12 protein-coding genes are annotated in these 13521 nt (G+C 31.0%); 11 read left to right on the top strand and 1 reads right to left on the bottom strand.

Annotated elements, in window-relative coordinates; all coding sequences use genetic code 11:
• The 8 genes from BM308_RS13555 to BM308_RS12095 all read left to right on the top strand — a co-directional run.
• Window positions 1–219 (top strand): hypothetical protein (locus BM308_RS13555; protein WP_218152571.1); only part of this gene is annotated, 219 nt, incomplete at its 5' end.
• 208 nt (window positions 220–427) lie between these two features.
• Complete coding sequence (locus BM308_RS12125) at window positions 428–814, top strand: hypothetical protein (protein WP_074945534.1); 387 nt, start codon at window positions 428–430, stop codon at window positions 812–814.
• Between the two features lie 34 nt (window positions 815–848).
• Window positions 849–2450, top strand: a complete 1602-nt coding sequence (locus tag BM308_RS12120; protein ID WP_074945533.1) for a glycosyltransferase — start codon at window positions 849–851, stop codon at window positions 2448–2450.
• Window positions 2447–3445, top strand: a complete 999-nt coding sequence (locus BM308_RS12115; RefSeq protein WP_083425575.1) for an ATP-grasp fold amidoligase family protein — start codon at window positions 2447–2449, stop codon at window positions 3443–3445. The genes BM308_RS12120 and BM308_RS12115 overlap by 4 nt, the downstream gene beginning before the upstream one ends.
• A gap of 263 nt (window positions 3446–3708) precedes the next feature.
• Window positions 3709–4467, top strand: a complete 759-nt coding sequence (locus BM308_RS12110; protein WP_083425574.1) for a Rossmann-fold NAD(P)-binding domain-containing protein — start codon at window positions 3709–3711, stop codon at window positions 4465–4467.
• Window positions 4468–5487: an NAD-dependent epimerase/dehydratase family protein gene (locus tag BM308_RS12105; protein WP_074945531.1), complete on the top strand. Its 1020-nt coding sequence runs from the start codon at window positions 4468–4470 to the stop codon at window positions 5485–5487.
• Window positions 5488–5837: 350 nt separating this feature from the next.
• Window positions 5838–7043: a glycosyltransferase family 4 protein gene (locus BM308_RS12100; protein ID WP_074945530.1), complete on the top strand. Its 1206-nt coding sequence runs from the start codon at window positions 5838–5840 to the stop codon at window positions 7041–7043.
• 140 nt (window positions 7044–7183) lie between these two features.
• Window positions 7184–7483, top strand: coding sequence for a hypothetical protein (locus BM308_RS12095; RefSeq protein WP_143098620.1), 300 nt, complete (start codon window positions 7184–7186; stop codon window positions 7481–7483).
• A 113-nt stretch (window positions 7484–7596) separates the two neighbouring features.
• Here BM308_RS12095 and BM308_RS12090 read toward each other — a convergent pair whose 3' ends face one another.
• Window positions 7597–8721, bottom strand: a complete 1125-nt coding sequence (locus BM308_RS12090; protein ID WP_074945527.1) for a glycosyltransferase — start codon at window positions 8719–8721, stop codon at window positions 7597–7599.
• 410 nt (window positions 8722–9131) lie between these two features.
• Between BM308_RS12090 and BM308_RS12085 the strand changes: the two genes are divergently transcribed.
• The 3 genes from BM308_RS12085 (at window position 9132) to BM308_RS12075 (ending at window position 13480) form a co-directional block, all read left to right on the top strand.
• A complete protein-coding gene (locus BM308_RS12085) occupies window positions 9132–10007 on the top strand; it encodes a glycosyltransferase family 2 protein (RefSeq protein WP_074945525.1) in 876 nt (291 codons plus the stop codon).
• A 276-nt stretch (window positions 10008–10283) separates the two neighbouring features.
• The gene (locus BM308_RS12080) at window positions 10284–11480 is read left to right on the top strand and encodes an FkbM family methyltransferase (protein WP_074945524.1); all 1197 of its coding nucleotides are present in this window, start codon (window positions 10284–10286) and stop codon (window positions 11478–11480) included.
• 122 nt (window positions 11481–11602) lie between these two features.
• A complete protein-coding gene (locus BM308_RS12075; RefSeq protein WP_074945522.1) occupies window positions 11603–13480 on the top strand; it encodes a thiamine pyrophosphate-binding protein in 1878 nt (625 codons plus the stop codon).
• Window positions 13481–13521 lie beyond the last annotated feature (41 nt).

Genomic DNA, 13521 nt, shown 5'->3' with positions numbered 1-13521 from the left:
ACTCTATGTAAACTCAAGCAGGAGAAAAAGATATTACAGGAAAAATACGCAATTCTGAACAAGAATTATAATGAAACAGTTACAGCGCTTCTCGAAAGTAAAGAGTCTTTAGTTGAGCAAATAAGGTTGAATATGGATGCAAAATCTCATATTCAGGAGCTTGAATATAGAATTAAAGAGTTAGAATGCGACTTATTACGGAGGGAAATCCTACAGTAGTTAATTTATACGGTCGGACTTATTTCCGACCTGTGATGACTACAAGATTATTGCTTACCTCTTACAAGATCGCTGAGGACCAGTTACAAGATCCGTGAGGCTCTTTTTTAATTTCTCTCAGTTATGGATAAAGTTTATACCAGAGATTTGTTTGGGCGAGATTAATTGTTAATGTTTAATTATTTATAAAATTTTTTAGCTAGATAAGATGTTTTTTAGTGTTTTTATTTCAAATATAAAAAGGTTTGGCTGTTTTTATTTTAAAACTAAGATTCTTGGATATGGTTTTAAAGATAACAAATCTACAAAGCTTTCTAAAGTAATAGAGAAAGGTAAAAGAATTTCAATATACGGTTTTGGCCCGTATGGAGAGGAATTGTTTGTTAGATTGTTTTCTAACAATTTGATAATAAACATCTACGATCGAGATTCCTATTTTATGGATGAATATGTTAGAAGTCCTCAAGTTATAAATAAAGATGAGTTTGATTACATTGTTATAACTGTTATGAATCCTAATGTAAGAAAAGCGTTAATTACTTTTTTAAGCGAGAAGATCTCGTCTAATAAAATTGTTTATCTAGAGTATTCTTAGAGCCTGACTGTTATTTTTTTAAGGCGGTAATAATATGTCTGCATTGTATAACGAAAATATGCCGATTTTTAGAAATGATGATGTTTCAGCAGATACAAATGTTGAGCATTTTTGCGAATTTTGCAAAATTTTTCATAAATATGGCTATACTCAGATTCATGCTGTTGTCTTATATGGTTATACAAACTGTAATTATTTGACTGGAGACGAAAGATGTCCTTCTCCATATCTTGGAGAAAAAAACTTAAGTGCGATTTATAATAAGAGAATCACCGATTTATCTAAGAATAAATTTATTGGAAATAATAAGGCTCTAATTGATTATTTAAATATAATTCCAGATGAAATCGCCTTACATGGACTGTTTCATACCAATTATTCAAAAATGACATATGAGGAACAAAAAAGAGACATTCTGCAAGGATTAAAATTACTAAACGAATTGTTCCCAAATAAAAAAGTTTCGTTATTCATTCCTCCTTTCAATAAAGCTAACGATGATACTTTTAAAATCTGTAAAGAATTAAATTTACAAATAAGCCTAGACGAAGAAGGTAGTGATTATCATCTGGAGAAATTGATCGCTACGCATAGCTACAAATTAGAGAATAACCACGTATATCGCTATCATCATCATAGATTCTACCCGGAATCAACCTTTTGGTATTACGATCTTACTCTTCACTATTTGGATCAATTTTTTGCTATTTCTAATAATAAATATGTTCTTCCTAAGATCTGTTTACTTTGTGACAGAAGAGATTGGGCTCATGATCATAATGCTCGAGAAATAAAACATTTTTTATCTTATGATTTCGATATAGATATTAAATACGTTGTTGATTCTCCTATTTTAAATCCTAACGATTATGATTTATTGCACGTCTTTTTTTGGGGAGAAGAGGCCTACAAAAAATTTAAATTTCCTCGTTATAAAATTATTAAGCAGGTTTCTTCTCATAGATGGCAAGACAATCCTCTTTATGGTCCCTTATCTACCGAACAATTTGTTAACAAATATTTAAGTGACTCAAAATTTGTTACTTGTCCTTCCAAGATTTTATATGACCTTTTAAAAGAGCATGTGAATAATTTATTTCTTATAAAAAAAGGTTACTCTTCACTTAAGTTTTATTATAAAAATGCAAGATCTGGTGATTTAAATATCTGTTGGGCCGGGAATATAAAAGATCCTGTTAAAGGCGTAAATGAAATACTGATTCCTTCGACACATAATCGCTTTAATCTCAATTTGGCTTCTGATTTAAAGCACAATGAATTATTAGACTTTTATAATTCAAATGATGTTTTTGTTGTTTGTTCGCGAAACGAAGCTGATCCTTTGCCTCTTATTGAAGCTATGGCCTGCGGTTGTTTTCCTGTAGCCAATTATGTAGGAATTGCTCCTGAACTAATACAGCATAAAAAAAATGGCTTTTTAGTTAAAGATAGGACTGTTAAAGCTTATCAGGAAGCTTTCGATTGGTGTCGAGATCATCTTGACTATATTCGTTCTGTTTCAAGTAAAATTTCAGAAGATATTTTTGAAATTAGACGTTGGGCTGTTACTTCAGAGGAATATAAAAAGATGTACTTGAGGTGTCTGGAGCTGAATAAGTTGGATAACGAATTATGAATAAGTTTTTAAAAGTAATATGTGATAATTTGTTCTCTGTTCGAAAGAAAAAAGATTGGACCTGTACTTATACGTATATTACAGTTTTAGGATTTAAAAAAATTGTAAAACCTAAATATATGATTTTATATGCTCAAAGATTTAAAAGAGAATTTTCTATTGAAGAGAAAAAATATATTCTTGAGTATCAATTTAATAGAAGAATGGGGTATATCCCAGATATTGATAATCCAAAAACTTTTAATGAAAAATTACAGTGGCTAAAGTTGTACTATCACAACCCACTAATAACAAAATGTGTCGATAAACTGTTAGCTAAAGATTATGTTTCTTCTAAAATTGGAGCAGAGCACGTTGTTCCATTAATTCGTGTTTATGATTCTCCGAAAGATATAATCTTTTCCGAACTTCCAGATTCTTTTGTTTTAAAGACAAACTGGGGGTGTGGAAATAATATTATTGTTAGAGATAAACAGAAAATCAATATAAAAGAAACAATAGCTCTCTTGTCAAAATGGATGACTAAGAAAAAAAATCATTATTATCTGTCTTTTGAATGGGGCTATAAAAACATATCTCCAAAAATAATCTGTGAACAATACGTTGGTGAATTAGGGAACAATTTAACCTGCTATAAGTTTTTTTGTTTTAATTCTAATCCTTTTTTAATTCAAGCCGTCTTTGATGATAAAACAGAAAAGGAAACGATTAATTATTACGATTTAAATTGGAATAGGTTAGATATTAGACAGAATTTTCCAAATAACAATTCAATAGTTCCTGCACCCAAAACTCTAAAGAAAATGATTGAAATCTCAAAGAAACTTTCAGAAGATTTTCCTTATTTTGTCAGAGTCGATTTGTATGAAGTAAATGATCATGTTCTGTTTAGTGAATTCACATTTTATTCCGATAATGGAATGACAATGTTCCATCCTGAAGAATGGGATTTTAAACTTGGAAATATGATCTCTTTACCAGTAAACAAAGAATAATAGATATTCAATACATTATAACTTATACAACTTATTGAAAATATTTGTAATTCTTGAGGTATATCCCATCGTCAAATTCTACATATTGGTATTCTTATTCCTAGAATAACTCTAAGATTATAGGGAATATTCCTCTAACAATGTAATATCCTTATTATTCCTGAATAATATAAATTTATAAATACAATATTATCTTAAGCATTTTTTTTATGATTTATTAATAAGCGCGAATAATAAATAGTGAACCTGTTAGGAATGTAATGATGAATAATATAACTATCGGTATCATTGGATGTGGTTTTGTCGGTGGCGCTTTAAAGCGGTGGATTGAAGAACACAATAAAGCCGTTAGAATTCTGATTTCCGACCCTTATAAGGGGTTTGGGGATAATGTAGGTGATGCTGATGTTATTTTTATTAGTATCCATTTACCAACCGAAGAAGACGGTTCTCAGGATTTATCTTTACTAACTGAAATTATAAGTAATCTCCCTTTAAATAAACCTATTTTTATTAGAACAACTGTTCTTCCTGGGACATGTGATAACCTTTCTAAAATAACAGGAAGATTGGTTTATTTTATGCCGGAGTTCTTAACTGAACGTACTGCGTACGATGATTTTTGTTCTCAACCTATGATTTTTACAGCAGAACCTGAGCTGCTGTCAAAGATCTTTATAGGAAAAAAATATATAGAGATGTCATCTTTGGAGGCAGAAATAACCAAGTATGTACATAATGTTTTTGGAGCGTTAAAAGTTACATATTTTAACTGTGTATATGACCTTTGCAGAGAATTGGAAGCTAATTATAGAAAAGTTCAACAAGGTATTCTTTTAAGTGGGTATATTAACGCTCCTCATACTATGGTTCCTGGTCCGGATGGTAAATTTGGGTATGGGGGAAAGTGTTTTCCAAAAGATGTTAATGCTTTTACAAGAATGACTAAAGATTTACCAATTTATAACTTACTAAAAGAATTAAAAAACTTAAATTTACGATTTAGAGGTGAAGATAATTAAGTGAATATTCTTGTTACGGGAACTGCTGGTTTTATAGGCTTTTTTGTCGCATCAAAACTTCTTAGTTTGGGGCATGTCGTTATTGGTCTTGATAATGTTAATGACTATTACGATGTTAATTTGAAGGAATCAAGATTAAAAATACTACATCAGAATAAGAATTTTATTGAAGCACGTTTGGATCTTGTAAATCGAGTTGGTTTAGAGGAATTATTTAGAAAATATAAGCCTGTACGTGTTTTAAACCTAGCAGCTCAAGCTGGTGTAAGATATTCTTTTGAAAACCCTTATGCATATGTTGATTCTAATTTAGTAGGATTTGTAAATCTAGAGGAACAGTGCAGGCATAATCAAATTGAACATTTTGTATTTGCATCTACTGCATCTGTATATGGTGCAAATAATAAAATGCCTTGGGATGAGTGTGATGGTTGTAACCATCAACTAAGTTTGTATGCTGCGACAAAAAAAGCAAATGAAGTTATAGCTCATTCTTATTCCCATCTTTTCAATATCCCTACAACTGGATTGAGATTCTTTAATGTATATGGTCCATGGGGCAGGCCTGATATGGCATTGTTTATTTTTGTAAGGAATATCTTTGAGGGAAAAGCAATTGATGTTTATAACAATGGACAAATGGTGAGAGATTTTACCTATGTAGAAGATATAGCTGAGGGCGTTTGTAAGGTGCTTTTAGGAAAAGTTCCTATGGTAAATCAACTATGGAACAGTGATTCTCAATACCCTGATCCCTCAACAAGCGGAGTTGCTCCGTTTAGAATATACAATATAGGTAATTCTAGACCAGTTGAACTGATGCGATATATAAAAATTATGGAAGATGAAATAGGTAAAAAGGCAATTATAAACTTTATGCCAATTCAGCCAGGTGAGGTTATTAAATCAGAAGCTGATAATTTGGATTTATATAAAGAATTTGACTTTAAACCTAAAGTAAATGTTGAAGAGGGCGTTCATAATTTTGTTAAATGGTATAGGGAGTATTACAAGTATTAATTATTAAGTTTTAGCTTGCTAATTTAATAAGTTGTTTTTTTATCAATTTAAAATATTTTTGTTGGTTTAAACTACTTTTAAACAGAGTCAAGGCAATAGATGAGGATTATTTGTATGGTTTTGTAAAATTGTATTATATCCTCATTAAATCTAATTACATATTGAAAATGCGTCTATAACAAATATGTTTCTTATGAAGGTTTTATTATCTTTTTATAAATCTAGTATTAGCCACTTTTATTGATCTTGTGCAAATTATTTAAATAGTTTATTTGGGGAAGTAAGATTTGCGATTTAACTATTTTATTTAAGTATTTTTAATTTCTTGTGTTAACAAAACCAATGATCATATGGCTATTATGAGAAAAAGTCTTAATATTTATTTCTATAGTCCAGAATTTTTAAATGATAATCATTCAGATTTGATTGATGGTGGTATAGCTCATCAGTATTATAAGTGGGCATCTGAATTAATTAGACAGGGAAATACTGTAACTGTTGTTGTTAATAAAAAAGGAGCAAAACTAAACAAAATTATTTTTAAAGGAATTACTGTTTTTGAAGGTGATTTTTTTGCTTTTCATAAAAAAATTAGAATTTTTCTTTTTATACTATCTTTCGGAAGACTTTATCTTAAAACAGGACTAGAGATTTTTTTATTCTTAAAAAACCTTCAAAAACGTATAGATATTATTCAAATTTGTTCAGATTGTCTTCTTAAGGAGCTTCCATCAATAAGAATTCCCCATTGTGTTCGAATATCTTGCGATATATGGTCATTGTTTAGTTTTTATTATGTAAACAACAGTAATAAACTATTAGAAAGGTATGAAAAACAATTAAGGTCGTGTAAAAATATATTTGGTCCATCTAATTACGTTGCTAATAGAATTAAGAATAAACTAAAACTGACTCAACAAATTGATGTTATAGAAACTCCTATCGACATAAATATTGGAGAAGAAGATAACAGTTTTTATTATTTATTAGAATCAAGAAGGTATTTTTTATATTTTGGAACGATTTCTAGGCTAAAGGGATGTAAAAATTTAGCTGATATCATTTATAAAGTTTTGGACAAATATAAAGATTTATATTTCGTTTTAGTTGGTAAACAGTGTAAAGAAGGTAACGTTTTACTTGTTGATTTGATAAAGCAAAATGCAAAAGAATACAGGGATAGGATTATCCACTTTGATAAAATGTCACATAATTCATTATTTCCCCTTATTAGAGGTTCTGAATTTTGCGTATTGCCTTCTTTAACAGAAAATTTTTCAAATTCGTGTCTTGAAGCAATGTCTTTAAGCAAAATAGTAATCGGTACTTCTCCTTTCTTTAATCAAATTATTGATAATGGAGTTTCTGGTTTTTTATGTAATAGCAATGATTCAAATGATTTGTATCTAACTATTTGCAATGTCCTTTCTTTGCCTCTAGATAAAAGAAAAGAAATTGAAAATAATGCACAAAAGAGAGTTGTCTCGTGTAATCCGCAAAAATTAACGAATGATCTCCTTAACTATTACCATAGAATAATAAAAGAATGGTGTTAACTATATAACGTTAAATAGTCTAATCTGCCCTCAAGTTAGTGATTGGTGATATGCTAAATTATGTTTTTTTTAGAAATCTAATCAAATATAGAACATTATATATTGAAACAAAGTACTTTAGTGATTACAAAGATTTTGTAATGGATAATGTATTAAGTAAGGAAATAAAGCCTAATAGTAATATCGCTATTTATGGATTTGGACCATATGGTGAATCTTACTTTTTAGACCTATTCTCTAAATATAAAATTACAGCTTTATACGATAGAACTTACTGTCTAAATAAAAGGATTATAAATAGTCCAGAAAAAATTAATTCAGAAAAATTTGATTATATTATTGTCACAGTAATGAACGAAAAGGCAAGGAATGGGGTTTTGGATTTTCTAAATAAAAAAAATATTTCAGAGGAAAAAATAATATGCGTTAATTACGTTTAATATTAGAGGGGGAATAAGTCCTGTACAATATAGGTTTTGATTCATTCTTAAAAAAAAGTCCTGGATTTTGTCTGCATCCACCTCTCCATGTTTTAGCAAATCGTTTTTTACCCTCATGTCTTATTATCTATAATCTTTTCGAGTTTGGAAACAGATTCTTCTACATCAAACCTATAAAGATATTTCGATGCATTCATAATTTTTTGTTTGCAAGAAAGAGGATTAGTTACTACGTAACTTAACTGTTCTGCGAGAGCTTCCTCATTTTCAGCATCAAATAAAATTCCTGCCTCTCCATCCATAAGAATCTCCCTAACTCCTGATTTAACATCTGATGCTATTACAAGGGTTTCCAATGCCTGAGCTTCTAAAATAACATTCGGTAAACCTTCTCCAATTTTTTTTGTTGAAGATAAAACTAGCGCCAATGCATTTTTTATTATTGGATAAGGATTTGAAAGTTGGCCTGTAAAAAATATATTTGTATTATTTTTGGCAAGATCAATTAGATGTTTTTTATCTGGTCCGTCTCCAATAATATACAACTCAATATCTTTATTCTTTTTGATAAATAGATCAAAAGCTTTGATAATAGTAGACACGCTTTTATCATAATTATCAAGACGCTGAACTGCGACAAAGTATCTTTTTACCGCTCTAATTGAAGAATTCTCTGAAGCTAATTTTTTTACTAATGAAACATCTATCGGGTTATATATACATATAATTTTATCCGGATTACTAATTCCTTCTAATAAAAATATGTCGTTTATTACGCTGTAAGATAGAAAAACAATATGATTGTATGTGTTATTAAAAAGTTTTCTTTTTAAAAACTGATTATAAACATTAATACTTCCATGACACCATGCAACCTTTTGTTTTTTAATATTTTTTAGCTCATAAAAAAAAGAACAATTTGCAAAATCGATAAAAATATCATTGTTATTAATAATATGTTGCCAGGTTATTTTATATAAGATAAAGTGAAACAATCTTAAAAGAAAAGGATGCGTCTTGTTACGATGACAAAATATTTTGTCATACAGTTTTATCTTTTGTCTGCCAAAAAAATCTATAAAGTAAGGATCAGTGATTTCTTTTTTGCTAACTACTGTTAAATCATATTGATGTTTGTTGCATAAAGCTAATAGATATTGACATAGAACTTTTTCAACTCCTCCCATGATTATATGATTCATACAAAAAACTATTTTTGTTTTTTTTGTTAATTTCATATTTTTCTTATTGCCAAAATAACGATTAAAAATCAATTTTGATCAAAGTTCATTATAATTATGAAAATCTGTTTCTAGTTTTTATTCATTTTTCGTAGTGTTCGAAATTAGACTCCTGTTTAAGTTTGACTACAATTGGACTGTTTTGATTTTGTCTGATTGTATTGACAACATAAAAAGGTAATTAACTCAATATTCACGAAATAATACTGATCGATTGCTTGCACTTTTATTATATATTAAGGTAAGCAGGTGCTTACTCTCATAAATTATCAATTTGATGATATTTATCAAAATATCGAAAATACAATTTACGAATTGAAAATTACGTGTTAGCTATGCTAATACCAGTAATTAAAAGTAGGATATGTCATTCTGTTGTATTTCTGTTTTTCTTTAAGGAGTAATTTATGCCAGAAATATATAAATATTTGGTTTCAATAATTGTTCCTGTATACAAAACAGAACCTTATCTTAGGGAATGTCTTGATAGTATTTTAAATCAGTCTTTTAAAGATTTTGAGGTTATTTGCATTGATGATGGGAGTCCAGATAATTCCGTAGAAATTCTTAAGGAATACTGTATAAAGCACAATAATTTTTCTTACTTTAGTCAATGTAATCAAGGTCTAGCTGCATCTCGTAACAATGGAATAAAAAGAGCAAAAGGAAAATATATCTTCCCTCTAGATTCAGATGACGTTTTAGATAAAGATTGTTTGTTGCACCTTGTTAATTCTTTGAGTAGTAATGAATGTGATATTGCAACCCCTGTAATTGTAAAGTTTTTTCCTGATGGCCATTTATATAATTTCTTGGGGGCTGAGCCAACACCTTGCAATATGTCTCAATATAGTAACCATATTGTATGTTCTTCTTTATTCCCAAAAGAATTTATTGATAACTACGGAGGTTATGATGAAAATAATTTTGAACATGGCGCTGAAGATTATGATCTATGGTTAAGATTTATTGATCAGGGAAAAAAAATAAAAAGAGTAAAATCTGCTTTGTTTTTTTACAGACAAAAAGAATTCTCCCAATCAATGGGACAACAGTTTTTAAAAAATAAGGAAGTGATTTTAAAAACAAATCAGATTTTATTCCAAAAACATTGGTGTGTTAGAAAATATACACGTCTTCATTACATCTTATACAAGCAGATCGTTCGTTATTTAAAAAGGTACTTTAATAGATATATTTTTAGAAAAGAACTTGTTTCAAAAGAACATAAATATCAATATGTACTTTTCTCAAGATTCGTTCTTAAAGAAATCTATTTTTAAAACATATAGGACATGGACTTTTATGGATAATAGTCTGAAGTATTAGACTGTTCCCAGTAATGTTCAGCTGAATTTAGATTTTCTAGTAAAAACTTAATGGAAAAGCCATACTACATTCCACCATATTGTTTTTCGTTTTTTTTATGTATATTCTTTAGCATAAAGTTTTTCTTATATGTGATGTAACCTATATAAATTAATAGGCATAAAGCTTAATAATTAAAGTTGAGTTTGCAAGAAACTGATAATCTTGAGAAAAAATAGGAGATAATAACAATGGATAACTCTGCAGAAAAAGCGTATGAAGTCTTCAAATCACAATTAGAAGAAAACCTAAAAAAAAGATACGCCAAATTCTATGACAGAGATATCGTTATTTGGGGAACTGGTGTTTATGGAAATTTTATATTCCAGTTCTTAAAGTCAATTGGACTATCCTCACAAATTAAAGCCTTTTGCATTACCTGCGATGACTCAGTAGACAATGAGATAGAAGGCACTCCTATTTTTTCGTTTAAAAAGGCTTTTGCTCTATTTCCAAATGCTGTCTTTATTATTGCCAATGACTACTACGAACAGATATTAGAATATCTTGATAATGAAAAAATAAAAGTTGAAACCTATATCCCTAATCAGGTAGATAGGCTTCTTGAAAAGCAACTTATTTATTATTACTTCGGTTTCAACAAGAATAATGTAGTCGGCTTTAACTATACCTGGTTTGAAATATATCACGATTACGTAAGGAGAGGTGTTCTTGATTCTTACTTGAATGAAACTATGAATCTTCTTGAAGATCAGAAATCGAAAGATATTCTGAATAATAGAATTCAAACCTTTCTTTCTGGAGATTTGGCGTTTATCTCTAAAATTCCTGTTGATAAACCTACATATTTCTCAAACAGTTATTTTGGAGAAAAAGCTCTTTCAAATAACGAAGTCTTTTTTGACTGTGGTGCATTTACAGGAGATTCAATAGCGGAGTTTATTCATTATCAGAATAACCAATACAAAAAAATACTTGCATTTGAGCCTGATCCAAAAAATTTTAATGTGTTATCTGATTATGTAAAAAATAATAATATCAATAATGTCAAACCGATTAACGTTGCAACAGGAAGTGAAACTGGAGAAATTGGATTTCATTCAACAGAAAACATGAATTCCATTGTTGTTAAAGGTGAAATTTCAACCTCAGATAAATTAGTAAAAATTGTTAAACTTGATGATTACTTCAACGAAAAACCTACTTTAATCAAAATGGATATTGAAGGCGCTGAGTTAGACTCTTTGAAAGGGGCCTCCGAGATTATATCTAAATTAAAACCAAAGCTTGCAATATGTATTTATCATATTCCATTGGATTTTTACGAAATTCCTAAATATTTAAAGATATTGGTTCCTGAATACAAATTTAAAATAAGACAGCATGAAGACCTGTTTTGGGAAACTGTTTTATACGCTTATATATAGTTATAAACAGAGAATGCTCATTTATCTTTCCGATTAACAAGGCAATTGCATTTGAAGTATTGGAACAGAAACAATCATTGAGCTATTTGTAATATCAAATTAATAATTAAGGTCCAATCAAAATGTTAAGACTTGCAGACTACATACTCTCCAAACTAAGTGATCTTGGAATCAAACATCTCTTTTACGTTCCAGGCGGACAATGTGTTTTCCTCTGTGATTCCTTACGCCGCAGTGAAAGCATAAAGGGTATCAGTATGCATCATGAGCAGGCTGTAGCCATGGCTGCGGTTGCTTACTCAACTCTAAATGAAACACTCGGTGCAGGTCTTGTTACAACCGGTTGTGCTGGGACTAACACATTAACAGGGGTTCTACATGCTTTTCAGGACAGTATTCCTCTGATTATTATCTCGGGCCAGCAGAATTACGAGAATACAGTTAAAGCCTCTGGGATACCAATAAGACAGATTGGTATTCAGGAAGCGGATATTGAAAATCTTGTAAAGCCAATTACAAAGTATGCGGTAACTATAAGTGATCCAAGTGAAATCAGATATCATTTTGAAAAAGCCATATATCTTGCAACTCACGGCAGAAAAGGTCCTGTATGGCTGGATATTCCACTGAATGTTCAGAACACCATGATTGATGAGAACAATCTTAAAGGATTTACCGCTGAGACAGATAATCTCAATGTTTCAGCTGATGATCTTGATTATTTAAAGAATGTCTTTGCTGAGGCTAAAAGACCTGTTCTTCTGGCAGGTAATGGAGTTCGCAGTGCCTATGCCAAGGCAGAGCTTAAAGCTCTTGCTGAAGATCTCCATATTCCTGTTGTATTCAGCCGTCTTGCTGCAGATATTCTGCCTTATGATCATGAAAACAATTTTGGAATTATAGGCGGTGTTGCCGGTGCTGACCGTTATGCTAACTTTATAGTTCAGAACTCTGATCTGGTCATTTCTGTAGGTTCAAGATTATCCATGGAAGTAACCAGTGGTGACAGAGCTGCCTTTGCAAGAGAGGCCAAGATTCTGGTTGTAGATGTCGATACTGTTGAGCATCAGAAGAAAGGAGTTAAGATAGACAGATTTATCAATGCTGATGCCAAGTTGTTCCTAGAAGCAATGAAAGACTTAAATCTTCCGAAGGTATCAGAGGAGTGGCTGGATAAATGTCGACACTGGAAGGTCACCTTTAATTATCCTATGCTGTGTGATGTTACTCATATCTATCCTGAGCTTGCCGATAAGACCTTCACCAGCAGAGAGTCTCTTATATCTGAAATAACCTCTGATGATAGCCGTAATATTGATATGAAGTTCTTCATGACCAAGCTGTCACAGCTGGCCCCTGACGGTACAGTCTATGTTTCTGATGCCGGCCTTACTGGTGCTGCAGGTCCTGCCGCAACAGAGTTTAAGAGTAAGGACCGTTTTGTGATGGCTTTATCTCAAGGCGAGATGGGCTTTGCTCTGCCAGGAGGCTGCGGCGTTTCTACTCTGACTGATGGTCCTGTTGTCTCATACTCAGGAGATGGTTCTGTGATGATGAATCTTCAGGAGCTGCAGACTGTAGTGCGCAATCAGTTTAATCTTAAGATTGTGATTGTAAATAACAACGGCTACTCTGGTGTTCGTCATGGTCAGAAGGCTCATTTCAGAGGAAAGAGTATCGGTACTGATCCATCCTGCGGCCTTGATTTTCCTTCCTATGAAAAGATAGCTGCTGCTTTTGGTCTTAAGTATCTTAAGATCGAAATATACAGTGAAATAGAAACTGTTTTATCAGAAGTCTTTGCAGACAAGAATCCTTGCATCCTTGAAGTTATGACTGATCCAGAACAGTACGATCTGCATAATGGTTTAGTGATGTACGACAAGAGAAAGTTTGGCTTCAGACCAATTGAAGATCAGTCTCCTTATATGGATCGTGAACAATTCTTCAAGGAAATGATTGTTGAGCCTTTACCAACCAGTGGAGGAAAGCCTGTCTAGATGGTGATTCTTTTCTGTTATCGCGCCTTATCCTAATATTT

The organism is Succinivibrio dextrinosolvens (genome assembly GCF_900116345.1).
GTDB classification, from domain to species: domain Bacteria; phylum Pseudomonadota; class Gammaproteobacteria; order Enterobacterales; family Succinivibrionaceae; genus Succinivibrio; species Succinivibrio dextrinosolvens_B.
The sequence above is the reverse complement of the archived record's forward strand: the minus strand, read 5'-3'. Positions and strand labels throughout refer to the sequence as shown.

Coding starts and splice junctions, on each gene's coding strand:
- BM308_RS12125 (WP_074945534.1), top strand. CDS start 428: ATGTTTTTTAGTGTTTTTATTTCAAATATAAAAAGGTTTGGCTGTTTT.
- BM308_RS12120 (WP_074945533.1), top strand. CDS start 849: ATGTCTGCATTGTATAACGAAAATATGCCGATTTTTAGAAATGATGAT.
- BM308_RS12115 (WP_083425575.1), top strand. CDS start 2,447: ATGAATAAGTTTTTAAAAGTAATATGTGATAATTTGTTCTCTGTTCGA.
- BM308_RS12110 (WP_083425574.1), top strand. CDS start 3,709: ATGAATAATATAACTATCGGTATCATTGGATGTGGTTTTGTCGGTGGC.
- BM308_RS12100 (WP_074945530.1), top strand. CDS start 5,838: ATGGCTATTATGAGAAAAAGTCTTAATATTTATTTCTATAGTCCAGAA.
- BM308_RS12095 (WP_143098620.1), top strand. CDS start 7,184: ATGGATAATGTATTAAGTAAGGAAATAAAGCCTAATAGTAATATCGCT.
- BM308_RS12090 (WP_074945527.1), bottom strand. CDS start 8,721: ATGAAATTAACAAAAAAAACAAAAATAGTTTTTTGTATGAATCATATA.
- BM308_RS12085 (WP_074945525.1), top strand. CDS start 9,132: ATGCCAGAAATATATAAATATTTGGTTTCAATAATTGTTCCTGTATAC.
- BM308_RS12080 (WP_074945524.1), top strand. CDS start 10,284: ATGGATAACTCTGCAGAAAAAGCGTATGAAGTCTTCAAATCACAATTA.
- BM308_RS12075 (WP_074945522.1), top strand. CDS start 11,603: ATGTTAAGACTTGCAGACTACATACTCTCCAAACTAAGTGATCTTGGA.